We start from the raw sequence: 22,659 nt of genomic DNA on the forward strand, positions 1-22,659 counted from the left end.
ACGGTGATCGGCGTCGGCCGACAGGGGAAACGCGCATTCTACCGGGAGACCTCTGAAAAACAATCTGTCCCCGTATCGGGTACCGCCGACAGTGCGCTACTCGAGGGCGCCTGATTCCGTCAGCCCCATGGCCTGGCGCATCAGCTGGTGCTTCAGCGGTCCGGCGCGATCAACACCGCGCATGCCGGCATTGCGCAGCCAGCGCAGGGGCAGCGCAGGCTGCTCGAACAGGCGTTTGAACCCCTCCATCGCTGCCATCATCGCCAGGTTCTCGCCCTTGCGCCGACGCTGGTAGCGGCGCAATACCGCAATACTGCCCGGCTGCTCGCCGCGCTCCCGTGCACGCAAGACTTCTTCCGCCAGTGCCGCCACATCCTGCAGACCGAGGTTGATACCCTGTCCCGCCAGCGGGTGGATGGTGTGCGCGGCATCGGCCACCAGCGCGGCGCCGGGCTGCACGTAGTCCACCGCGTGGCGTTGGCGCAGAGGGAACGCGAAGCGCCGCGAACAGCCCACTACCCGCCCGAGGCGCCCCTCGAAGGCGCGCTCCAGCGCGACGCAGAACTCCGCTGCCTGCAACGCCTGGATACCCTCTACGCGGGAGGAATCCAGCGACCAGACAATCGAGCAGTACTGTGCGTCGGGGGTGGACGGCAACGGCAGGAACGCCAGCGGACCGGTCGGCAGGAAGCGCTGCCAGGCGGTGGTCTGGTGCGGTCGCTCGACCTGCACCGTCGCGACTACGGCGTGGTGGCCGTAGTCCCACTCCCGGGTACGGAAGGCGAGCAGCTCCCGCAGGCGCGAATGCGCCCCATCCGCGGCCACCACGAGTTCAGGGCGCAACTGCGCACCCGAGGCCAGAGTCAGGGTCAGGGTACCATCGGCGGCGCGCTCGCAGCCGGCGAGGGATTCGGGGGCCAGCAGGCGGACATCGGGGCACGCCGCCAGCCTGCCCAGCAGCGCGCGCACCAGGGCGCGATTCTCCACAATGTAACCGAGCGCTGCAGCACCGACATCGGCGCTGTCGAAATCAATGGAGCCGGTGCCCTCGGCGTCCCAGACCGTCATGTGGTCGTAGGCACAGAGCCGGTAATCAGCCACCGCCTGCCATGCCCCGAGCTCATCGAGCAGGCGGCGGGAGCGGGGGTTCAGCGCGACCACGCGAGGATCGAAGCTCTCCAGTGCCAGGGCATCCGGCAATACCGCGCGCTCATCTCCCTGGGCCTCAATCACCACAATCTGCAGCCCGCGGCCAGAGAGCGCCGCCGCCAGCGCCGAACCGGCAATGCCAGCGCCAACAATGGCCACATCACAGGGCGGCAGCTCAGTCATGCGCGGCCTCCAGTGCCTGCAGGCCGGCGGCTTGTGCCACAAAGGCACGCTTCAGCGGTGCCACCCAGTCCAGGCCGGACAGGGCGAGGTCGCGGGCCAGGGCCAGCATCGGGTCGTTGTGCATGAACAGCGCCGGCAAGCGGTCGCTGAACTCGATCGTGCGCCGCTGATCGGCCTGTTGCCGCGCACGGTACTGCTGCAGCAGGCTCAGAGCGCCGGGGCTCTGGCCGCGCGCCACACCCGCTGCCAGTACATCACAGAGCGCCCAGATGTCGCGCAAGGCCAGGTTGAATCCCTGGCCCGCTACCGGATGCAGGGCGTGGGCGGCATTGCCCATGACCGCGATACCGGCACGCACCTGCTCGTCGCAGTGGCGCAGGGTGAGCGGGTAGGCGTGGCGCGCCCCCACCTGCTGCAGGCGCCCCAGCCGGTAGCCAAAACGCTGCTGCAGGGCGGCGAGAAACGCGTCCTGCGGGCACTCCAGTAGCTGCGCCGCGCGCTCCGGTGGCAAGGTCCAGACCAGCGCGCTGCGATGCTGGGCACCCGCCGCGGGCAGCAGTGGCAACAGGGCCAGCGGCCCTTCATCCGTGAAGCGCTCGAAGGCGCAACCGGCATGAGGCTCCGCGGTCGCGACATTGCAGATCAGTGCATGCTGGCGGTAGGACTTTTCCGCTGCGGCGACGCCCAGGCCTTCCCGCAGGCCGGAGTCGGCACCGTCGGCAACCACCAGCAGCGCCGTGGTCAGCGTGGCGGGGGCCTCCCCGTCCAGCGACAGCACCACACCCTCGGGCGTCGGCCTGGCTGCGGTCACACGCGCCGGATTCAGCAGCTCCACGCGCTGCTCGCTGCGCAGCGCATGCAACAGGGCCTGCCCCAACCATGCGTTCTCGACCACATGGCCCAGGGCACCCCAGCCATAGTCCGCCCCGCGCAGAATGCTGCTGCCAAAATGGCCCCGGCTGGAAACATGAATAGTGCTTATCGGACACAGCCAACGCTGCAACAGCGGCCACAGCCCCAGGGACCGGTAAATGCGCTCGGAACTGTAGCTCAGTGCCGTGGAGCGTGCGTCAAAGGCGGGGTGATAGTCGGGCGCTGCAGCAGCCGGCGGTGGCAGTGTAAAGCCCTCGACCAGCGTGATGCGTACCTGCTCGGGCAGCTTTCGGGCAAGGGCAAGGGCCAGGCTGATGCCCACCATGCCGCCGCCGGCGATGACGACATCCCGCGCGCTCATCGCCGCCCCGCCGCCATCAGTTCCTCAATCGCGTCCGGCTCTCGTGGCACCAGCCCGGTGAGCAGCTCACAGCCGTCCTCCGTGACCACGACATCGTCTTCGATGCGCACACCGATCCCGCGCCAGCGCGGTGCCACGTCGCTGTTGTCCGGCGCAATGTAGATACCGGGCTCAACCGTCAGCACCATCCCGGGTTCCAGCTGCCGCCAGGTGCCGGCCACGCGATAATCTCCCACGTCGTGCACATCCAGCCCGAGCCAGTGACCCGCCCGGTGCATGTAGAAGGGGCGGTAGGCCCCCGCGGCCACCAGGTCGGCGACGTCGCCGGCGAGCAGCCCGAGGTCGCGCAGGCCGCGGGTAATCACCTCCACCGTGGCCTCGTGCGGCGCGTTCCAGTGATTGCCGGGGCGCACCGCGGCAATGGCGGCCTGCTGCGCTTCCAGCACGATGTTGTAGATCGCCCGCTGCTGCCGCGAGAAACGGCCGTCCACCGGGAATGTGCGCGTGACATCGGCGGCGTAGCCCTGGTATTCACAGCCCGCGTCGATCAGCACCAGCTCCCCTTTGCGCATCGCGCGCGCGTTCTGGGTGTAATGCAGAATGCAACTGTTCGGCCCGCTGCCGACGATGGACGGATAGGCCGGAAAACGGGCGCCGCCCTGCGCGAATTCATGCAGCAATTCGGCCTCCAGCTGGTACTCATACACGCCAGGCGCCGCACTGCACATGGCGCGGCGGTGGGCCCTGGCGGTGATCTCCCCCGCCCGGGCCATCAGGCGCAGTTCGGCGGCACTCTTTTTCAGGCGCAGGTCGTGCAGCATGTGGTCGAGATCGGTGAATTCACCCGGTGGCACCGAGCCGCTGGCCTCTTTACTGCGGATCAGGTTGACCCAGGCCATGATGCGGCGGTCGAAGTCCGCGCTGCGCCCCATGGAGTAGTACACGCGCTCGCGGCCCTCGATCAAGCCGGGCAGAATGTCATCGATATCGCCAATCGGAAAGGCATCGTCGGCGGCGTAGTCACTGCAGGCGCCCTCAGGGCCCGCGCGATAGCCGTGCCAGAGCTCCAACGTCGGGTCCCGCTCGCGGCAGAACAACACGTATTCGCCATGTCCGCGGCCCGGAATCAGCACCAGCACCGCCTCCGGTTCCGGGAACCCGCACAGGTAGTGGAAATCGCTGTCCTGACGGAAGGGATATTCGGTATCGCGGCTGCGCAACTGCTCGCGCGCGGCGGGTATGATCGCGATACTGTTCGGCTCCATCAGGGCCATCAGCCGCTGGCGCCGCCGCGCGAATTCCTGTCGACTGATTTTCACGCCGTGATCCCCTCGCCACTGCGCTGCGCAGCGTTCCATTCAATGCAGCGCATCGGGCTTGCCCTTGAGCGCGCGCTCGCGATCCTCCTGGCGGGCGCGCGTGTCAAGAAACACGTTCACCGCGGCCACGCGCAGGTATTCGACCAGCGCGAAATAGGCATTCTCCGCGTCCTCATCGTCTTCATCCTCGTCCTCGGCGCTGGCCTGGGCCATGGCGGCGAAGTCGCGCAGTATTTCCGTGCTGTCACCGGGCAGTGTTTCACCCCCGGTGCCACTGGCGGCCACCGTCCGGGCGAAGCCGGTAAGAAAGCCCCGGCACCAGTCGGCCAGGGCTTCTGTGCGCACCGCGAGATCGTGACTTTCATCCGCCAACAGCGGCGTAAAATCGAACAGGTCCTCTCCCAGCGCCTCGCTGCACTGCGCATACAGCTGCATGACCTCATCCGCGAGGGCGCCGTGCAAATCGAGATCCAGGGCCTGGTTCAATGCATTGAGCCCCGCACCCGGTTCCGCGCTGTGGCCCGCGGCGAGCAGCCCGACCAGGCAGCCGTGCACCTCCGCTGGTGACAGTGACACGCCCTGCTCCAGCAACTGGTCGGCGACGTCGTCGAAGTCAAACAGCCCGGTATCACCGGGTAGCCTGTCGAACATCCAAGTTACTCCCTGTTGCGCCCGTTTTCGGCGTAAACCACCACCGCAGTTCCACCGGATACTACGAAAAGGTCGGCAGGCCATTGAAATTTAAAAACTTTTGCTGCGTTGACCTGTCACACAGCCGGCTCTATAGTAAGCGCTATATCCAGACAGCCCAAGTAGCACGTCATGGCAGATACCCAGCTCCAGACTCTGGAGACCAGAATCGATGAACTGATCGCCCTGTGCCGGGATCTTAACCGGGAAAATCAGCGCCTGAAACGCGAGAATGACGGCTGGCGCCTGGAGCGTGAGGACCTCATCAGTAAAAACAACCTGGCGCGTAACAAAGTCGAAGCAATGATCGCCCGCCTGCGGTCCATGGAGCAACGCCAGTGAGTACGGTCAACACCGTTTCGGTGCATATTCTGGACAAGGAATACCAGGTCGCCTGCCCCGAAGACCAGCAGGCTGAGCTTATCATCTCAGCCCGCTACCTCGACAAGCAGATGCGCGCGATACGTGACACCGGCAAGGTCATCGGCCTGGAGCGCATCGCGGTCATGGCGGCACTCAACATCAGCCACGAACTGCTCAAGGCCTCCGGACAGGGCACGGTGCCTGCGGTGGCGGATGAAGCGGTCGACACGACGGCAGTCGCCAGCCTGCAGCGCAAAGTGGATGAGGCACTCTACCAGCTGCGGCAGCTGGAAATCGGCTGATCGCAGCCAGCCCGACCTCCAGATCGTGTATACTGGCCGCTGGATCCCTGGCATGGGCGCCAGGCAGACAGTCCTCGAGCCGATAAGTCTATACCCGGAGGTTCCTCGTTGTTGTTGGTGTGCATGTCCGGCGCTGTCCGGAAAGCCTGATACAGTACAGGGCCCTCCTCCTTGAACCGTCGGGTTCAGGGCAACTCTGTCAACGTCATGCCGGGAATCCACCTCTCTCATGCCATCTGAACCGGACGCACGCGACGTCCTGCGGCGCCAGCTCCGCGAGCGACGCAAGGCACTCCCAGCCGAACAACAGGCCACAGCCGCACGCGCCGTTGCCGAGCACATCCACAAGCTGCCCGGCTGGGACGCTGCGCGGCATATCGGCCTGTACTGGCCCAACGATGGCGAACTCGGCACGCAGCCTCTGGCACAGGCCTGCCGGGCACAGGGCAAGCGAACCTATCTCCCGGTCCTGACGCAACAGCGCACGCTGGTCTTTCGCGAGTGGCTGGACAATCAGGCAATGCAGGCCAACCGTTACGGCATCCCCGAACCCGACAGCAGCCACCGCAGCCGCACCGCGGGGGAACTGGACGTGCTGGTTATGCCGCTGGTGGGTTGGCAGCGTGACGGCTACCGTCTGGGCATGGGTGGTGGCTTTTATGATCGGACCCTGGCGGACGCCCGGGGTCTATTGTGTGTGGGCCTGGCTTACGCATGCCAGCAGATTACCGGCTTGAACGGAGCAGCCTGGGACATCCCAGTACACTGGGTTTTGACGGAGTCGGGCCTGACAGCCTGCGACGTGCAGGAGAGGGCGCCTACTCGATGATAACGCCGGCCTGTAACTCGGAGGCGGGTGCGGCAACCGAATCGCTCGCGGACAGGGGCAACAACATGGTCACCAGCACGCCGATGCCGAAGGCGGCAGCAATCAACAGGAAGAAGTCTGGCTTATTCTTCACAACGACACTCTTTGTACACAGTTCTCGCAATCCAAGACGGCAGGCGGCTTCGCACCTGGCAAGCCACCCTACCGCACCCCCGGATGACGCCGACACAGACCGCCGGCGCCCTCCACTTTCCCAAGGCTCTTTTCGGCCCTGCACTGAATCTTTTTGGCAATTTTTCACACTATTTTTTGAAGTCTAGCTCAGCGTTTATCGAAAGAAAACCCCGAAACTATTGAAATCTCGACATTTTCCTTATCAACGGGGCATTACTGCCCCATTTGGGGTTGGCCGAGGTACAACTGATAGGCGCGATTATCGGATTCATCCCACCACGGGTAACCTACCGCATCGAGCACGTCGCGAAACGCCCTGCGCTCCGCGCGCGGCACCTGCACACCGAGCAGGATGCGGCCATAGGCCGCGCCGTGGTTGCGGTAGTGGAACAGGGAGATGTTCCAGCGCTGCCCGAGGCCCGACAGGAACTTCAGCAGCGCACCCGGCCGCTCGGGGAATTCCACGCGAAACACCGCTTCATCCGTCAGGTCAGCGGGCGCTCTGCCGCCCACCATATGCCGGATATGCAACTTGGCCATCTCGTTGTTGGTCATGTCTTCTGTGGCGTAACCCTGCTCGCCGAGGTCCTGCAGCAGGTCGCTCAGGTCACTGCCGCCAGGAATCACAGAGAGGCCCAGGAACACCAGCGCAGACCCGGCATCGGAATAGCGGTAATTGAACTCGGTGATATTGCGCCGGCCGAGGGCACTGCAGAAGGTGCGGAAACTGCCGGGGCGCTCGGGAATCGTCACGCTGATCACCGCTTCGCGGTGCTCGCCCACCTCGGTGCGCTCGGAAATATAGCGCAGCCGGTCAAAGTTGGTGTTCGCCCCGCTGACAATCGCCAGCAGGTCCTGGTCGCGCACTCCCGTTGTTTCGACATATTTCTTCAGGCCAGCCAGCGCCAGCGCGCCCGCAGGCTCGGCAATGCCGCGGGTATCCTCGAAGATATCCTTGATAGCGGCGCAGATCTCGTCCGTGGTGGCGGTGATCACCTCATCGACCGTGCTGCGGATAACGCGGAAGGTCTCCTTGCCGATCTGCGCCACGGCACAGCCGTCCGCGAACAGGCCGACTTCCGGCAGTACGGCGCGGCGGCCCTTGCGCAGCGCCAGTTGCAGGCAGGCGGCGTCCTCCGGCTCCACGCCGATCAACCGCGTTTCGGGCCAGACGTACTTGATATAGGCGGCGACGCCGGCAAGCAGGCCACCGCCGCCCACCGGCACGAAGATCGCGTCCAGCGGCCGCTGCAGCTGACGCACGATTTCCATGCCAACCGTGCCCTGCCCGGCAATCACATCCGGGTCGTCGAAGGGGTGCACGTACACCATGAATTTTTCCGCCACCAGCTTCTGCGCGTAGACCGATGCCTCGTCGAAGGTGTCTCCGTGCAGAACCACCCTCGCGCCCCGGTTGCGCACCGCATCGACTTTGATCTGTGGGGTGGTGCGCGGCATCACGATGGTGGCCTTGACGCCCATATGCTGCGCCGCCATGGCCAGGCCCTGGGCATGGTTGCCGGCAGACGCGGCCACCACGCCACAGGCGCGCTGTTCGGCGGACAGCTTCTGCATCTTGTTGTAGGCGCCACGCAGCTTGAAGGAAAACACGGGCTGCAAGTCCTCGCGCTTGAACAGCACGCGGTTGCCGAGGCGACGCGACATCAACATGGCTTCATCGACCGGGGTCTCGCGCGCGACGTCGTACACGCGAGCATCGAGAATGCGCTTGATATACGAGGAGGGCATATGCGTGATCCAGTAAAAAGCCAGCCCGCCATGGTAATGGAGCTGACGCGGATTTTCAGCACTGATTGCAGGCGCGGTGCGGGTTTTTTCGATATCCGCCGGACACGCCCCGTTATGCTTTATACTTTCTCTTTTGGCATGAAGCGGGCAGGCGAATATGACACAGGACGCGCTCAAGCAGGCGGTCGCACAGGCTGCGCTGGATTTCATCAAACCCCATCTGGAGCACGACACCGTGCTCGGCATCGGCACAGGCTCCACCGCCAACCTGTTCATCGACTTGCTCGCCGCACTGCGGGGTGACTTCCATACCACCGTCGCCAGCTCCGAGGCCTCTGCAGCCAGACTGCGCCAACACGGCATCCAGGTGAGCGACCTGAACAGCGTCAACCAGGTCGACTTCTATATTGATGGTGCGGACGAAGCCAATGCTGCGTTGCAACTGATCAAGGGCGGCGGTGCGGCGCTGACCCGTGAGAAAATTGTCGCCGCCGTGGCGCGCACCTTTATCTGCATTGCAGACGAAAGCAAGCGCGTGCACACCCTGGGTCAGTTCCCGCTGCCCGTGGAGGTTATCCCCATGGCCCGCAGCCACGTAGCGAGGGAGCTGGTGAAGCTGGGCGGCGATCCGGTCTACCGGGAGGGCGTGGTCACTGACAACGGCAACGTCATCCTCGACGTCCACAACTTCTCCATCCCGCAACCGCTGGCCATGGAGGCGAAAATCAACAATATCACCGGCGTGGTCACCAACGGCCTGTTCGCCCTGCGGCCGGCAGATGTTCTGCTGCTGGGCACAGCGCAGGGTGTGGAAACCCTGCGCGCCAGCTGAGTCCGCGCGCCTACAGGTCGAAAATCTTGCCCGGGTTCATAATGCCCTGGGGGTCAAAGACCTGTTTGATCTGTTTCATGATCGCGATTTCCGCCTCCGAACGGCTGTAGTGCAGGTAATCCTTCTTCAACAGGCCAACACCGTGCTCTGCTGACACACTGCCTTCGTGGCGCTGCACAATCTCAAACACCCAGCGGCTCACCTCTCCACAGCGCTGCTGGAACTCGGCCATGGGCAACTCATCCGGCTTGAGCACGTTCAGGTGCACATTGCCGTCGCCGATGTGCCCAAACCAGACGATCTCGAAGTCGGGATAGGCCCGGTTGACCACGGCTTCCACCTCTGCAAGGAAGTCGGGCACGCGCACGATCGTGGTGGCGATGTCGTTTTTGTAGGGCGTCCAGCGGGAGATCGTTTCCGAGATATCCTCGCGCAGCCGCCACAGGGCCTGCGCCTGGGCCACGCTCTGGCTGACCACGCCATCCACCACCCAGCCCTGTTCCACACAGTGCTCAAACAGCGCCATGGCCTGATCGAGTTCCGCCTCGGTGTGCTGCTCGAACTCCAGCAGGGCATAAAACCCGCTGACGGTCTCGAATGGCCGCTGCAGACCCTGGTGCGCGACGACCTTCTGCAGCGCCAGTTCGGAGAAGAATTCGAAGGCCTGCAGATCCATGGCACCCTGCCAGGTTTCCAGCACCTGCATCACGGCGGCCATATCCGGCACTCCGAGCACCATCACCGTCAGGTTCTGCGGGGGCCGCGCCAGCTGCATGGTGGCCTCTACAACGATGCCCAGGGTGCCCTCGGCCCCGATGATCAGCTGGCGCAGGTCGTAACCGGCATTGTTCTTGACCAGGCCGCGATTCAGGTCGAGCAGTTCGCCACGACCGGTCACCACCTTCAGGCCCGCCACCCAGTCACGCGTCATGCCGTGGCGTATGACCTTGATACCACCGGCGTTGGTGGAAATGTTGCCGCCGATCTGGCTGGACCCGCTGGAGGCAAAATCCACCGGGTAGAACAACCCCTGCTCCGCAGCGAAAGCCTGCAGCTGGGCTGTCACCACACCGGCCCCGCAGCGCACCGTGCGGTCAACCGGGTTGAATTCGTCGATCCGGTTCAGGCGGTCGAGCGCGATGACCACCTCTCCCTGGCAAGCCACGGCCCCGGCACTGAGCCCGGTGCGACCACCGGAAGGCACCAGCGCCAGCTGCCGGGCCAGCGCGACCTCGACCAGGGCCTGCACCTCCTCGATGCTGCCGGGTAGCACGACGGCGGACGGCGCGGGGGTGTGCACCCGCGTCCAGTCGCGACCGTAGCGCTCGAGGGAGTCTGCGTCGGTCAGGACACGGGACTCGCCAACACAGGCTTGCAACGCCTGCAACACTTCCGGGCTGATGGTGGACACAGGGATACTCCGCAGTCGAGTTAGTCGAGGGACGCAAACAGGGCGCAGTATGGTAGCATACGCGCCCGCTTATTCCCGCCCACTACACACCGTTCAGGGAGCACCACCGCGTATGGCGCCAAAGTCGCTTGAAAAAAGCAAAATCCGCTTCCTGTTACTGGAGGGTGTCCACCCGTCCGCGGTCGATACCCTGCGCAATGCCGGCTATGACAATATAGAGCTGCATCAGAAGGCGCTGGCGCCCGCCGACCTGAAGAAGGCCATCGCAGACGCACACTTCGTCGGCATCCGCTCGCGCACGCAGCTCACCGAGGACGTGCTGGATGCGGCGCGCAAACTGGTCGCCATCGGCTGCTTCTGCATAGGCACCAACCAGGTTGACCTCCCGGCCGCCACACGCCGCGGTATCGCCGTGTTCAATGCCCCCTTCAGCAACACCCGCAGCGTGGCGGAGCTGGTGATCGCCGAGGCCATTCTGCTGTTGCGCGGTGTGGCGGCCCGCAATGCCGCTGCGCACCGCGGCGAATGGCAGAAAAGCGCCACCAACGCCTATGAAATCCGCGGCAAGCGGCTGGGCATCGTCGGCTACGGCAACATCGGCATGCAGCTCGGCGTGATCGCGGAGGGCCTGGGCATGCAGGTGCAGTTCTGTGACGTGGTGAGCAAGCTGCCCCTGGGAAACGCCCGTCAGCTGCCCTCCCTGGAGCAACTGCTGGCGCAATCGGATGTGGTCAGCCTGCACGTTCCGGAGACCCGCGGCACGCGCAACATGATAGGCGCCGCACAACTGGCACAGATGCCCAAAGGCAGCATCCTGCTGAACGCATCGCGGGGCACCGTGGTGGATATCGACGCCCTGGCCGCCAGCCTGGAATCCGGTCACCTGGGCGGTGCGGGTATCGATGTGTTCCCGGTTGAGCCACGCGCCAATGACGAGGAGTTCATCTCTCCGCTGCGGGCTTTCGACAACGTCATCCTCACCCCGCACATCGGCGGCAGCACCGTGGAGGCACAGGCCAATATCGGTGTTGAAGTGGCCGAAAAACTCGCCCGTTACAGCGATACCGGGGCCACCACGTCGTCCGTCAACTTCCCCGAGGTGTCCCTGCCGGAGCACGAGGGCAGCCATCGCCTGCTGCACATCCACCACAACGTCCCCGGGGTCATGAGCGCCATCAACCGGGTGTTTTCCGAGTACGACATCAACGTGTCGGCCCAGTTTCTGCAAACCAACGAGGCGGTGGGCTACGTGGTGATCGATGTCGACGCCGAATACTCGGACGTCGCGCTGGCAAAGCTGGCCAGCATAGACGGTACAATCCGCAGTCGCGTACTATTCTAGGCCACGCCCGCTGGCATACCGCGCTACCACGAGGGATTCGCCATCACTGTCGTAGCAAACCGCAAGAATGCGTTCCTCGCGCGCCTGGTCAACGACCATGGCGGCGCCCTGGAACGCTATCTCGCCCGCAAACTGGACAGCCCGGAGGACGCCGCCGAAGTCGCCCAGGAGGCCTTTTTGCGCCTGCACCGGCTGGAGTCGCCGGAAACCCTGGACAACGCCCGCGCCTTCCTGTTCCAGGTGGCGACCAACCTCGCCGTCGACCAGTTGCGGCGGCGCAAGCTGCATCTGCAGTTCATGCACGGCGAACGGCAGCAGTCCGAAGACGGCGAGGCACCGGACATCAATGGCAGCGCGGCGTCCCCCGAGCACATCCTCGGCGCGCGGGAAAAACTCGGCCTGATCATGGCGGCCGTGGAGGAATTGCCGGTCAATGTGCGCCAGGCCTTCCTGCTGCACCGGCGCAACGGACTCTCCTACGGGGAAATCGCCGATGCCATGCAGGTTTCCGTGTCCAGCGTGGAGAAATACATCCTGCAGGCGCTGCAGCACTGTCGCAAGCGCCTGGCCGCGTTGTATCCGCCGGGCGAGAATGGTTGATTGAGACAAATTTACTTGAGGGAACTTTGTGTTTCCTCGTTACACTAACAGGACATAAGACAGGCAAGCGCCCCTGAGGGGTAGCGCCGCACCCCGGGAAGCAACAACCGGCGGGCGTTGGGGACACGATGAGCCAGACCTTGACACAAGAATTCGAGCGACATTGCGACACCGCACTGGCGTGGATCGCTCGTTTCCGTGGCGAGGCGACCGACCAGGATCACCGTGAATTCGCCCTGTGGCTGGCTGCCGATGCGGGTCACCGCCAGGCCATGGACCTGATGCTGGAGCTCTGGGATGACCTGGGCAGTGTGCAGCACCTGCCGCTCGAGGTGGAGCAGCCAGAGCCCACGGCCCTGCACAGCGGGCCAACCCGCCGCCAGTGGCTGGCCGGGGCCACAGCGCTCGCCGCCAGCCTGGCCCTGGCTGTCGTGTTGCTGCCTCTGGATCGCGGCCCGGACGTCGTTGAGTCACTGCGCACGGCCCAGGGGGAGCGGACCACCTACACACTCAGCGACACCTCGCGCGTCACCCTGAACACCGACAGTCAGCTGGATGTGGCGTTCAGCCGCGGCAACCGCCAGCTGACCCTGGTGAAAGGCGAGGCCTATTTCGACGTCGCCCACGATCCGCAGCGACCCTTTGCGGTCAGCACCGGTGACGCGACAGTGACCGCCATCGGAACGGCCTTCAATGTGTACCGCCGCGCCGGATCCACCGAAATCACGGTAACCGAGGGCAGGGTGCGGGTGAGCAACCCGGCCGCCAGCGGCAGCGCAGTGGCCAGCGTACTGCTGGATGCCAACGAGCATCTGGAGACCTCACGCAGCAGTGGCATCGGCACCCGCCAGACCGTGGATACCGCACACTACACCGCGTGGCAGCGCGGAGAGATCGTCGCCGACGCCCTGACCCTCGCAGAGCTCGCCAGCGAACTGGCCCGCTATTCGGATACCCGCATTCTTATCAGCGAGCGCGAGGTCGCCAACCTCACCGTGTCCGGCGTCTTCAGTCTCGACCACCCGGACACTGTCATCCAGGCCCTTGAACGCAGCCTGGGGCTGCGTGTTGTACGCCTGAACAAAGGCTCCGTGCAGTTGCTGAAAGCCCCGCAGTAGGATATAACACCTTCTTGCCTGGCCAGCTCCCCTGGCCGACAAACTCTCCTGAATTATCAGTGCGTTGCGACCATCAATCTGGCAGGGTGAGAACATGCTTGCCGCGTCCCGGGCGACAGGGTTTTTCGCGCAGGGGATCGTTTCGGCGTGGCTGGCGATCTTCATCGTCTTCGGCTGGACTGCGAAAACCGCCGCGGCGGAACCCCTCACGCATTACGACATCCGCGAGAGCTCGCTGTCTGCCGCGCTGATCCAGTTCAGCCGCCAGAGCAATACCCCGATTGTGTTCTCCGACCGGCTTACCGGACACCTCTCGGCACCCGCCCTGGTCGGCGACATGGGCCGGGACGACGCCCTCAGCCGCCTGCTGGCAGAGAGCGGACTGGGCTGGGAGCTCATCGATGACCGCATCGTGGCGATCTACGCCGAAAACTGCCCGCGCGAACGCTGCGATGATCCGCTGCAGACCGAGGCTTTACTGCCCGTCTATGAGCCGGGCATGGAGCAAACCTACGTCTATGGCAGCCGGATGACCGGCTCGCGCATACGCCGGGACCCGAATCGCTTCAGCGCCCCGGTGGAGGTGTATGCGCGCTCCGACATCGAGCGCAGCGGTGCCCAAACGCTTGGCGAACTGCTGCGCTTCGTCCCGGCGGTCATCGGCAACTCGACCAGCACCGCCATCTCCAACGGCGGTGATGGCACAGCCACTGTCACCCTGCGCGGACTTCCGGCCAGCAACACGCTCATCCTGATCAACGGGCGCCGCATCGCCAACGACGGGCTGGCTGGCGAGTCCGTGGACCTGAACAGCATTTCCCCGGCCGCCGTGGAGCGGGTGGAGATACTCAAGGACGGCGCATCTGCGATCTACGGCTCGGATGCAATCGCGGGCGTGGTCAATATCATCATGAAGCGCGATTTCCACGGGTTTCTGGCGGAATCGTACGTCGGTGAAAGCAGCCGCGGCGACCTCACCACCACGACACAGACGCTGCAGTACGGCACCAGTTTCCGGGACGGCGGACTGTTTATCAGCGCCTCGCACTACGAGCAGGAACCGCTGTTCAGCCGCGACCGGGTGGTATCACGCAGCGCAGATACGCGGACGCTGGGCGGTACCGATCTGCGCTCCAGCGCCACCCCCGATGCGCGCGTGGTGCTCCCGGATGGCCGCTCGTTGATCGCCGACGGCGCCGGCTACCGACCCGCAGGCAGTGAGGATCTGTTCGACTACGCGGCATTTACCTCCGCTGTTGTCCCGCTGCGCCGCAGCAGTGTTTATGCGAGTGTCACCCGGGACCTCAGCGAACAGGTGACCGCCCTGCTCGAAGCAACCTACCTGCGGACCAACGCCCGTGCCAACCTGGCACCCACCCCATTGTTCACCGGCTTTGAGCAGGAGCCGATCAGCGTTGCCGCAGACAACATCTACAACGACTTTGCCCAGGAAATAACCGACGTCAGGCGCAGATTAATCGAATTTCCCGGAAGATTGCAGCTGAACGAGTCTGAAGTCGGCCGCCTGAGCGCCATCGTGGAAGGCCTTTACGCCGATTGGCACTGGGATATCGGGGTGAACTGGAGCCGCAGCCAGGCCCGGGAAACCGCCACCAACCTGGTCGATGCCAACCGCCTGCGGCGGGCACTGGGGCCGGCCGCCGGTTGCCAGGGGGCCGATGTCGACGGCTGTGTACCCGTGGATATCATGGGGCCGGCGGGCAGCATCAGTGCCGAGCAGGTGGACTACCTGCGCCTCGACGGGCGCACCCGGGGCGATACCACCCTCTCCAGCGCGGCGCTGAACCTCAGCAACGCGCTGCTGAACCTGCCGGCGGGGCGGGGTGACCTTGCGCTGGGCCTGGAATTCCGCCACGAATCGACGTCCAAAGTGCCCGACGAGCGGCTGGCCTCAATCGGCACCATCGGCGCCACCAATTTCCAGCCCACCCGCGGGGAGCGCAAGATTCTGGAACTGTATGCCGAGAGCCGCGTGCCGCTGTGGAGTAACGCCAGCGGTGGCCGCAACCTGCAACTGGAAGCTGCCATCCGCCACTCCGCCTACAGCGACTTCGGCAGCAGCACCAACCCCAAGGTCGGGTTGAAATGGCAGCTCGGCCCCTCGCTGACGCTGCGCGGCGGCTATGCCTTCGGCTTCCGTGCCCCCAGCCTGAGCGAGCTCTACGAGGGCAGCAGCGAGCAACAGGCCTTTATCGCTGACCCCTGCACCATCGCCGCCAATGTGGGCCAGTTGCCGGGCTGCACGCAACTGGCTGACGCCACCCGCAATCAGTTTCTCACCGTGAAGGGCGGCAACCCGGATCTGGACCCGGAAACCTCCGAATCCGTGAGTGCCGGGGCCATCTGGACGCCGGTCGTGATACCCGGCCTGCGGGTGTCACTCGACTACTTCGAAATCCGCCAGGAAGACGTGGTCAGCTCCAGCGCGCAGTCCCTTGTCGACCGCAACGCGGCCACCGGTGCCTTCGCCGACCAGGTCAGCCGCGACGCGCTGGGCAATCTCGTCCGGGTCACCGCGAACAATATCAACTTCGGCAAGCGCCGGGTGCGCGGTGCCGACCTCAGCCTCGCCTATTACTTCCCGGATCAGCCCTGGGGCCAGGTCTCGGTTACCGGCAGCGGAGCCTGGATTCACGAGTACCTCTCCCAGCCCGGCGATGGCGGGCCGCAGATAGACCTGGCCGGCACCTTCCGCGACGAGGCCTCCGAAGGCCTCGGCGGCATACCCGAGTGGAAGGGCCAGCTCGGCCTGCGCTGGAAACGCGATCGCTGGCTCGCCAGCTACGAGATGCACCACGTGAGCGCCATGGACGAAGTCCTCCCCGGAACCACACAGACCCGGGGAATTGACAGCTGGACCGTGCACGACATGCAGGTCAGCTACGTGTTCGATGTGCTGTCGGGGCTGCGGTTGACCCTCGGTATCGACAACCTGTTCGATGCCGCGGCGCCTTTGGCGGCGTCCGCATTTAACGATAACATCGACGCCCGTACCCACGAACTGAGGGGGCGCTTCTGGTACACCCGTATCAGCCAGCGCTTCTGAACCCGGAGTAGACCATGCGCAGTACCCTGCTTTCCCTGCTGTTCCTCACCGTTGCCGGCAGCATGCCTGCCCTGGCTGCCGGGCCGGAAGGCGAGTTTCCCGGTGTCGAGAAACTGATGTCCAGCGAGGAGTACCGGGCCGCCGGCCTCGACAAACTCAGTGACGTCGAGCGCGCAGCGTTGAACCGCTGGCTGGTCACCTACACCGCCGCGGAAGCCCCCACCCTGCTGCGCAGCAACCCGGAAGTGATCGCGGCCGACGAGTCCATCCGTATCGAGGCCAACATCAAGCCGCCCTTCGAAGGCTGGTCGGGAGAGACCCTCTTTTACCTGGACAACGGGCAGGTCTGGCGGCAGCGGCTGCCCGGGCGCTACCTGCACCGCGGCGACGACACCGCGGTGGTCATCGACAAGAACTTCCTCGGCTTCTACCGGATGACGGTAACGGCCACCGACAAGACCGTGGGGGTGAGCCGCGTACGCTAGCACATCGCTCCGCCACCGCCGCTGAAAGTACTTGGATTTCAGCTACCTGCTCGTGTTAGGTCAGGTAATTTCTGGTAATTTGCCGAGTTCCCCGCGTTTTTTGTGAATAAGTCACAAAAGTGGCAGGGAACTCTGAGGAACCTGCCGCTGAATTCGTTTAATGTTCGTCTCCAGTGGCATTGGCCACCGGATTAGCATGCTTACAGTCAAGTACAGGGGTATTGATATGTTAAGGAAAAATCGTCTGACCATGGCAGTTTCAGCTGCCCTGGGCATGAGCGCAGCGGCGGTAATGCCGACTGTAGCAAACGCCCAGGACGACCAGCTGATGCTGGAAGAAGTGGTTGTTACCGGTTCGCGTATCCAGCGGGCAAACCTGGTTTCCGCCAGCCCGGTCACGCAGGTCGATGCCGAGGAATTCAAGTTCCAGGGCACCACCCGCGTTGAAGACCTGATGAAGAACCTGCCACAGGTTTACTCCAACCAGAACTCATCCACCTCCAACGGCGCCACGGGTACGGCTACCCTGAACCTGCGCAACCTGGGTGACGAGCGTACCCTGGTACTGGTCAACGGCCGTCGCCTGCCCGCGGGCTCTCCGCTGCAGGGCGGTACCGGCGCCGACATCAACCAGATCCCGGCAGCCCTGATCCAGCGTGTTGAAGTACTGACCGGTGGTGCTTCCGCGACCTACGGTTCCGACGCGGTTGCGGGTGTTGTCAACTTCGTGATGGTTGACGACTTCGAAGGCGTGCAGTTCGACTACCAGTTCAGCCAGTACCAGCACGACAACGACAACGGTGGCATCCAGCAGATCGTTGGCGATGCGGGCTTCCCCTTCCCCGACGGTAGCAACACCGACGGCGAGATCCAGAACTGGTCGCTGGTCATGGGCGGCAACTTCGACAACGGCCGCGGCAACGTGACGGCCTACGCCACCTACCGTGAAATCGACCCCGTTCTGCAGAGCGAGCGTGACTACAGCGCCTGCGCCCTGAACAACGACGCCACGGGCTGCTTCGGCTCCGGCACCAGCGCTGCGGGCACCATCATCCCCGGCGACGGCAGCCAGGGTGTATACCGTGTCTCCGGCAACCAGCTGGTCACCCCCACCGAGGTCTACAACTACGGCCCCCTGAACTACTACCAGCGTCCCGACGAGCGTTACACCGCTGGTGCCTTTGGTCGTTACCAGATCAACGAGCACGTAGAGACCTACACCGAACTGATGTTCATGGACAACCAGACCAACGCGCAGATCGCGCCGTCTGGCTCGTTCTTCCTGACCGTACCCATCGCCTGTGACAACCCGCTGCTGTCTGACCAGCAGGTCGGCGCCATCTGTGGCGACTACGGCCTGGGTGCCGACGACACGCAAACTGTCACGGTTGGTCGCCGCAACGTAGAAGGCGGCCCGCGTAACCAGGACCTGCGTCACACCTCCTTCCGCGGTGTGCTGGGCTTCCGTGGTGACATCAACGACACCTGGCGTTACGACGTGTCTGGCCTGTACTCAGAAGTCAGCATGGAAAACACCTACAACAACGACCTGTCCAACGCCAAAATCCAGAACGCGCTGAACGCCGTACTGGACGACGAGGGCAACATCACCTGTCAGTCCGTTGTTGACGGCAGCGACCCGAACTGTGTGCCCTGGAACATCTGGGAAACCGGTGGTGTAACACCCGAAGCCGCCGAATACCTGACCCTGCCCCTGTTCGCACGCGGTACCACCACGCAGAAAGTGTTCAACGCCTTCGTTGCGGGTAGCCTGGGCGACTACGGCTTCAAGCTGCCTTCCGCCAACAACGGCGTGGAAGTGGTTATCGGTACTGAATACCGCAAGGAAACGCTGGACTTCAACCCGGACGAAGGCTTCCGCCTCGGCCTGGGCGCTGGCCAGGGCGGTGCCACTGGTGCGGTTTCCGGTGACTACGACGTGACTGAATACTTCATGGAAGCCAGCATCCCGCTGGTGGAAGGCGCTGCCTTCGCTGAAGAAATCACGCTGGACCTGGGCTACCGCTACTCCGATTACTCCACTGACGTGACCACCGATACCTACGGTGTGCGCGGCGGCTGGGCAATCAACCAGGACGTGAAGCTGCGTGCCAGCTACCAGCGCGCTGTCCGCGCTGCCAACATCCGCGAACTGTTCCTGCCCCAGGGCTTCAACCTGTTTGACATGGATGTGGACCCCTGTGGTGGCCCTACCCCCGAGCGTAGCCTGGAAGATTGCGCCCGCACCGGAGTCACTGCTGCCCAGTACGGCAACATCCTGAACTCCTTCGCAGGCCAGTACAACTTCCTCCAGGGCGGTAACACCGAACTGGAGCCGGAAGAGTCAGACACCTACTCTGTGGGCTTCATCTGGTCGCCGGCGTTCGTGGAAGGCCTGGTGCTGAGCGTTGACTACTACTCGATCGAAATCGAGAAAGGCATCGACAACCTCGGCCCCGAGTTCATCCTCAACCAGTGTCTGGACGGCAACGACAGCCTGTGTGAAAACGTCCGTCGCGGCCCGCTGGGTGACCTGTGGATCGGTTCTGATGTGAACACCAGTGGCCGTGTATCCGCCCTGCTGGACAACCTCGCCATCGAGGAAGTGACTGGTTGGGACGTGATCGCCGACTACGACCTGACCATCGGCGACATGGGCAGCCTGGCCTTCAACAACACCATGTCCATCATCGACACGTGGGACCAGCAGGAACTCGAAGGTGCACCGGTTGTTGACTGTAAGGGCAACTGGGGCGGTGAGTGCGGTTACCCCACACCGGATTTCCGCAACAACCTGCGCGCTACCTGGATGACTCCCTGGGACGTGAGCGTGAGCGCCTACTGGCGTCACATCAGCTCAGTGACTGACCTGAACGGTAACCGTGACCTGCCTTCCGTCAACTACCTTGACCTGGCCGGTTCATGGGATGTCACCGAGAACGCCTCTGTGCGCCTTGGTGTGAACAACATCACTGACAAAGAGCCGCCGATCGCGGGCAACGCAGCCGGTCCGTCTATCAACGGTAACGGTAACGTGTTCCCCGGCATGTACGACGCACTGGGTCGCTACATGTTCGTCGGCGTCAGCGTCAGCTTCTAAGCTACCCCCCATCAGGCGGCCGGTACCGGCCGCCTGATGGTGCAGGACCCAGCCCGGCCTCGTGCCGGGCTTTTTATTTCATCGTTTTCAGGCAAGTCCACAAACAGCGGATTGACCTGCAGAACGTCACAGTGGAGACTGAACAGTCACTCAGGAGACAGCTATGAAACGTTACCTTACCGTTTGCGCGGCCGGCGCCGCACTGGCCATGCTCGCGGCCTGCTCAAGCACCAGCCCCTCAGCGACCGCCGATGCCAGCGCGCCGGCCCAGGCCGTTGCAAGCACTGACAACCTGACCTGCCGCACCATCATCAAGACCGGTACGCGGCTGGGCACGCGGGTGTGCAAGACCGACGAGCAATGGAAACAGGAATCCATGGACAGCCGCGACGCGGCCACCGGTATCCAGAACAACAGTGCCCAGAGTGCTGGCCCCGGCGGCGGTTGATACGCCCCTGCAACCTATTTGACGCCGCTGCGCCTGCGCTCAGCGGCGTTGCGCCACCAGCACCCAGGCGGCCGCCTGCGCCTGCTCCGACACCCGCAGCTGCGATAACTCGCGCAGGCTGAAACCTGTTGCGCTCAGGCCCTGCGCCACGGCATCCATGCCGGCACGGCTAAAGCCTGCGTCCAGCATAGATTGCATCCTGCCGATGTAGGCGGTGAGTTCTCCGTCCATCCCGCCGAGCCAGTTGCGCACATCTTCGGGCGCATAGGCCGACATGCGCCGGTACATGTGCGCAATATCGGTGTACAGCTGCTGCAAAAGGCCCCCGGCCGCCTGCGGGCCGCGTGTCTGCAACAGCTGTTCCAGCCCCCTCACGGCGGGCGTAAACGCCCGTTCCGCCGCCTTGAAGGCCTCGGGCGTGCCGATCCCCGCATTCAGTGCAAAGCCGGCGTCAAATGCCGCCTGCGCCAGGCCGAGAATGTTCAGCTCCCGCAGCGCCATTACCGTATCGCGGTTATCCGCGCACTCGCGGTAAATCGCCCCGCCCTCCACATGCACCAGCAGGGCCAGCGTGCCGCCGGTAGCGACCAGCCGCGCCGCCTCGTACGGCGCTTCCGGCCCGGCGTACTCGACGCCAAACTGGCTGACCACCAGATCGAAGCTGGCGTCCGCAAAGGGTGTATGACCGGCATCGGCCACCACACAGCGCGCCCTGGGGTAGCGCTGTTGCAGCCCCTGCAGGGCACTGAGCGAGTAGTCACTGCAACAGGGCGCCAGGGACGGTGACACCTGCAGCGCATGGCCGGTCACCGCGCCGTGGCCGCAGGCGAGGTCGAGCAGGGCCGGCGGATTGCCGGTGGCCAATGCCGTCTGGAAAAAACTGGCCCAGAAAGCCGCAAGCACCGGTTCCTGGGGGCCGCCTTCGCGATGGGCTGCATTCTCCCGGGTGCCGCGCCAGTAGGTATCCCAGGCACCGGCGTGGCTGGCAGGGCCCCGCGCCGTCACAGGGCTTCGTAGGCCTTCACGGCCTGCAGCATGGCCGACACCCAGTGCCGCTCGGCTTCGCTGAGCTCGGGTCGCCAGATGTCGAACAACAGGACCACTCGCTCATCGCGACTCTCATTCCAGGCCTCGTGCTCCATGCTGTCATCAAACACCAGCAGCTCGCCCTCCCGCCAGCTGCGCCGGTCGTTGCCCACCCGCAGTTCGCCGCACTGTGGCGGCACCACCAGCGGCAAGTGACAGATCAGCCGTGTGTTGACGGCGCCGTGGTGGGGCTCAATACGCGCACCCGGCGCCAGACGCGAAAACAGCGCCGAGGGCATCTGCCCCGGCACACGGCACAGGGGCACGGCCTCCAGTGCGGCAAAGGTCGCCGGGCAGCGCTCTGCCAGTGCCTCGACACGCACGCCGTCGCGCCACAGGTAGCAGGCACTCCAGTCCATCCTGTCCAGATTGCGGCTGATATTCAGTTGCGGCTGGTCGGGGCTGGACTCCAGGTAGGGCTGAAAGTGACCGTCATCGCGCATGACGGCCAGCAGCTCGTCGCGGATCTGCGCCGTCTGCGCTTCCAGCGCCGCCGCCCAGGGGAACATCTCGCGAGGATAGAAGGTGCGCTGCGGCAGGCCGGGGAAATAGTAGCGGGTGGGCTGCTGCAGCTGCACAGGCGCTTTGCCACAGGCAATATCCAGGGATTCCGCAAAGCGCGGGAACTCGGCGCGGGTAAACCCCGCCTGCTCCAGATTCTCCAGCAGGTAGTTCTCGTAGTGCGCAGCCCAGCGATCGCAGACCTCTTCCGCGCGCGCCAGCCCGCGCCGCACATCCTCGGGTATCTGCGCCATGCTGGCGGCAACGCGCAGGGCACCCTGGTAGAAGCCCAGCGCCGTGCGTTCACGCCCCAGCCGGTCGAGATGATCGGCCTTGAACAACAGGGCGCGAATATTGCGCGGCTCCAGCTGCAGCGCGCGGTCCACGGCCAGCAGTGCGTCCTCTGCCCGATCCAGATTGACGCGGGCAAAGGCCAGTGCCAGCCAGGTCGAGGCCACCGCGTTGCCGCCACGGGTCAGCTCATCAAGCAGCGCTTCCGCCTCAGCCGCACGCCCGGCTCGCAGTGCTTCCAGTGCCGACTGCAGGCGTTGTTGGGGTGCACCGCTCATGCGCAGGCACCGGCGCGTGGAGGCACCGCGCTGCCGCAGACCCCCGATTGCAATAGCTTCATTGACTCCCCCAAGACCGACCCGACTCCAGAAGCGTCCAGTTTACCA

General features: G+C 64.4%; 20 protein-coding genes and 1 other RNA gene. 12 read left to right on the top strand and 9 right to left on the bottom strand.

From position 1 onward, the window contains the following. Nucleotides 1-96: 96 nt before the first annotated feature. The 4 genes from R3E49_RS01660 to R3E49_RS01675 are packed head-to-tail and all read right to left on the bottom strand — an operon-like array spanning nucleotide 97 to nucleotide 4,536. Complete coding sequence (locus tag R3E49_RS01660) at nucleotides 97-1,332, bottom strand: UbiH/UbiF/VisC/COQ6 family ubiquinone biosynthesis hydroxylase (RefSeq protein ID WP_371293456.1); 1,236 nt, start codon at nucleotides 1,330-1,332, stop codon at nucleotides 97-99. Beyond that, nucleotides 1,325-2,566, bottom strand: a complete 1,242-nt coding sequence (gene ubiH, locus R3E49_RS01665) for a 2-octaprenyl-6-methoxyphenyl hydroxylase (protein WP_371293457.1) — start codon at nucleotides 2,564-2,566, stop codon at nucleotides 1,325-1,327. The genes R3E49_RS01660 and ubiH overlap by 8 nt, the downstream gene beginning before the upstream one ends. Continuing rightward, complete coding sequence (gene pepP / locus R3E49_RS01670) at nucleotides 2,563-3,885, bottom strand: Xaa-Pro aminopeptidase (RefSeq protein WP_371293458.1); 1,323 nt, start codon at nucleotides 3,883-3,885, stop codon at nucleotides 2,563-2,565. The genes ubiH and pepP overlap by 4 nt, the downstream gene beginning before the upstream one ends. A 39-nt stretch (nucleotides 3,886-3,924) precedes the next feature. Further along, entirely contained in the window at nucleotides 3,925-4,536 is a 612-nt protein-coding gene (locus R3E49_RS01675) for a UPF0149 family protein (RefSeq protein ID WP_371293459.1), read from the bottom strand. 171 nt (nucleotides 4,537-4,707) lie between these two features. On the opposite strand from R3E49_RS01675, the gene R3E49_RS01680 reads away from it, so the two are divergent. From R3E49_RS01680 to R3E49_RS01695, 4 genes are all read left to right on the top strand, one after another. After that, nucleotides 4,708-4,917, top strand: coding sequence for a TIGR02449 family protein (locus R3E49_RS01680; RefSeq protein ID WP_371293460.1), 210 nt, complete (start codon nucleotides 4,708-4,710; stop codon nucleotides 4,915-4,917). After that, on the top strand, nucleotides 4,914-5,240 hold the full coding sequence (locus R3E49_RS01685; RefSeq protein ID WP_290740441.1) for a cell division protein ZapA: 327 nt from the start codon (nucleotides 4,914-4,916) through the stop codon (nucleotides 5,238-5,240). Before R3E49_RS01680 ends, R3E49_RS01685 begins: the two co-directional genes overlap by 4 nt. A 41-nt stretch (nucleotides 5,241-5,281) precedes the next feature. Continuing rightward, a non-coding RNA gene (gene ssrS, locus R3E49_RS01690) (6S RNA) lies at nucleotides 5,282-5,461 on the top strand. 8 nt (nucleotides 5,462-5,469) lie between these two features. Further along, nucleotides 5,470-6,069 (top strand): 5-formyltetrahydrofolate cyclo-ligase, encoded by a 600-nt coding sequence (locus tag R3E49_RS01695; protein ID WP_371293461.1) that lies wholly within the window; start codon nucleotides 5,470-5,472, stop codon nucleotides 6,067-6,069. Here the strand turns inward: R3E49_RS01695 and R3E49_RS01700 are convergent. Then, complete coding sequence (locus tag R3E49_RS01700; protein WP_290740446.1) at nucleotides 6,059-6,202, bottom strand: hypothetical protein; 144 nt, start codon at nucleotides 6,200-6,202, stop codon at nucleotides 6,059-6,061. The genes R3E49_RS01695 and R3E49_RS01700 overlap by 11 nt on opposite strands. A 254-nt stretch (nucleotides 6,203-6,456) precedes the next feature. After that, nucleotides 6,457-7,992, bottom strand: a complete 1,536-nt coding sequence (ilvA, locus tag R3E49_RS01705; RefSeq protein ID WP_371293462.1) for a threonine ammonia-lyase, biosynthetic — start codon at nucleotides 7,990-7,992, stop codon at nucleotides 6,457-6,459. 157 nt (nucleotides 7,993-8,149) lie between these two features. Here ilvA and rpiA point away from each other — a divergent pair, with 157 nt between their 5' ends. Next, nucleotides 8,150-8,824: a ribose-5-phosphate isomerase RpiA gene (gene rpiA / locus R3E49_RS01710; protein WP_371293463.1), complete on the top strand. Its 675-nt coding sequence runs from the start codon at nucleotides 8,150-8,152 to the stop codon at nucleotides 8,822-8,824. Nucleotides 8,825-8,834: 10 nt separating this feature from the next. Here rpiA and R3E49_RS01715 read toward each other — a convergent pair whose 3' ends face one another. Further along, on the bottom strand, nucleotides 8,835-10,235 hold the full coding sequence (locus tag R3E49_RS01715; RefSeq protein ID WP_371293464.1) for an FAD-binding oxidoreductase: 1,401 nt from the start codon (nucleotides 10,233-10,235) through the stop codon (nucleotides 8,835-8,837). A gap of 112 nt (nucleotides 10,236-10,347) precedes the next feature. On the opposite strand from R3E49_RS01715, the gene serA reads away from it, so the two are divergent. From serA to R3E49_RS01750, 7 genes are all read left to right on the top strand, one after another. Further along, the gene (gene serA, locus R3E49_RS01720; RefSeq protein WP_290740458.1) at nucleotides 10,348-11,577 is read left to right on the top strand and encodes a phosphoglycerate dehydrogenase; all 1,230 of its coding nucleotides are present in this window, start codon (nucleotides 10,348-10,350) and stop codon (nucleotides 11,575-11,577) included. A gap of 84 nt (nucleotides 11,578-11,661) precedes the next feature. After that, the gene (locus R3E49_RS01725; protein ID WP_371293779.1) at nucleotides 11,662-12,177 is read left to right on the top strand and encodes an RNA polymerase sigma factor; all 516 of its coding nucleotides are present in this window, start codon (nucleotides 11,662-11,664) and stop codon (nucleotides 12,175-12,177) included. Between the two features lie 140 nt (nucleotides 12,178-12,317). Then, nucleotides 12,318-13,295, top strand: a complete 978-nt coding sequence (locus R3E49_RS01730) for a FecR domain-containing protein (RefSeq protein WP_371293465.1) — start codon at nucleotides 12,318-12,320, stop codon at nucleotides 13,293-13,295. Between the two features lie 94 nt (nucleotides 13,296-13,389). Then, entirely contained in the window at nucleotides 13,390-16,362 is a 2,973-nt protein-coding gene (locus R3E49_RS01735) for a TonB-dependent receptor (protein WP_371293466.1), read from the top strand. Nucleotides 16,363-16,376: 14 nt separating this feature from the next. Further along, complete coding sequence (locus tag R3E49_RS01740; RefSeq protein ID WP_371293467.1) at nucleotides 16,377-16,847, top strand: hypothetical protein; 471 nt, start codon at nucleotides 16,377-16,379, stop codon at nucleotides 16,845-16,847. A gap of 250 nt (nucleotides 16,848-17,097) precedes the next feature. Then, the gene (locus R3E49_RS01745) at nucleotides 17,098-19,947 is read left to right on the top strand and encodes a TonB-dependent receptor domain-containing protein (protein ID WP_371293468.1); all 2,850 of its coding nucleotides are present in this window, start codon (nucleotides 17,098-17,100) and stop codon (nucleotides 19,945-19,947) included. Between the two features lie 163 nt (nucleotides 19,948-20,110). Then, a complete protein-coding gene (locus tag R3E49_RS01750; RefSeq protein WP_371293469.1) occupies nucleotides 20,111-20,395 on the top strand; it encodes a hypothetical protein in 285 nt (94 codons plus the stop codon). 39 nt (nucleotides 20,396-20,434) lie between these two features. On the opposite strand, the gene R3E49_RS01755 is transcribed toward R3E49_RS01750, so the two are convergent. Both R3E49_RS01755 and R3E49_RS01760 read right to left on the bottom strand, forming a co-directional pair. Next, the gene (locus R3E49_RS01755) at nucleotides 20,435-21,400 is read right to left on the bottom strand and encodes a class I SAM-dependent methyltransferase (protein ID WP_371293470.1); all 966 of its coding nucleotides are present in this window, start codon (nucleotides 21,398-21,400) and stop codon (nucleotides 20,435-20,437) included. Beyond that, nucleotides 21,397-22,551 (bottom strand): aspartyl/asparaginyl beta-hydroxylase domain-containing protein, encoded by a 1,155-nt coding sequence (locus R3E49_RS01760; RefSeq protein WP_371293471.1) that lies wholly within the window; start codon nucleotides 22,549-22,551, stop codon nucleotides 21,397-21,399. Before R3E49_RS01760 ends, R3E49_RS01755 begins: the two co-directional genes overlap by 4 nt. Nucleotides 22,552-22,659 lie beyond the last annotated feature (108 nt).

The organism is Haliea sp. (assembly GCF_041395985.1).
Lineage (GTDB): Bacteria > Pseudomonadota > Gammaproteobacteria > Pseudomonadales > Halieaceae > Haliea.

What these genes read in the sequence shown, in the direction of transcription:
- R3E49_RS01660 (WP_371293456.1), bottom strand. Translation starts at nt 1,332, where the DNA reads ATGACTGAGCTGCCGCCCTGTGATGTGGCCATTGTTGGCGCTGGCATT.
- ubiH (WP_371293457.1), bottom strand. Translation starts at nt 2,566, where the DNA reads ATGAGCGCGCGGGATGTCGTCATCGCCGGCGGCGGCATGGTGGGCATC.
- R3E49_RS01675 (WP_371293459.1), bottom strand. Translation starts at nt 4,536, where the DNA reads ATGTTCGACAGGCTACCCGGTGATACCGGGCTGTTTGACTTCGACGAC.
- R3E49_RS01680 (WP_371293460.1), top strand. Translation starts at nt 4,708, where the DNA reads ATGGCAGATACCCAGCTCCAGACTCTGGAGACCAGAATCGATGAACTG.
- R3E49_RS01695 (WP_371293461.1), top strand. Translation starts at nt 5,470, where the DNA reads ATGCCATCTGAACCGGACGCACGCGACGTCCTGCGGCGCCAGCTCCGC.
- ilvA (WP_371293462.1), bottom strand. Translation starts at nt 7,992, where the DNA reads ATGCCCTCCTCGTATATCAAGCGCATTCTCGATGCTCGCGTGTACGAC.
- rpiA (WP_371293463.1), top strand. Translation starts at nt 8,150, where the DNA reads ATGACACAGGACGCGCTCAAGCAGGCGGTCGCACAGGCTGCGCTGGAT.
- serA (WP_290740458.1), top strand. Translation starts at nt 10,348, where the DNA reads ATGGCGCCAAAGTCGCTTGAAAAAAGCAAAATCCGCTTCCTGTTACTG.
- R3E49_RS01735 (WP_371293466.1), top strand. Translation starts at nt 13,390, where the DNA reads ATGCTTGCCGCGTCCCGGGCGACAGGGTTTTTCGCGCAGGGGATCGTT.
- R3E49_RS01740 (WP_371293467.1), top strand. Translation starts at nt 16,377, where the DNA reads ATGCGCAGTACCCTGCTTTCCCTGCTGTTCCTCACCGTTGCCGGCAGC.
- R3E49_RS01745 (WP_371293468.1), top strand. Translation starts at nt 17,098, where the DNA reads ATGGCAGTTTCAGCTGCCCTGGGCATGAGCGCAGCGGCGGTAATGCCG.
- R3E49_RS01750 (WP_371293469.1), top strand. Translation starts at nt 20,111, where the DNA reads ATGAAACGTTACCTTACCGTTTGCGCGGCCGGCGCCGCACTGGCCATG.
- R3E49_RS01760 (WP_371293471.1), bottom strand. Translation starts at nt 22,551, where the DNA reads ATGAGCGGTGCACCCCAACAACGCCTGCAGTCGGCACTGGAAGCACTG.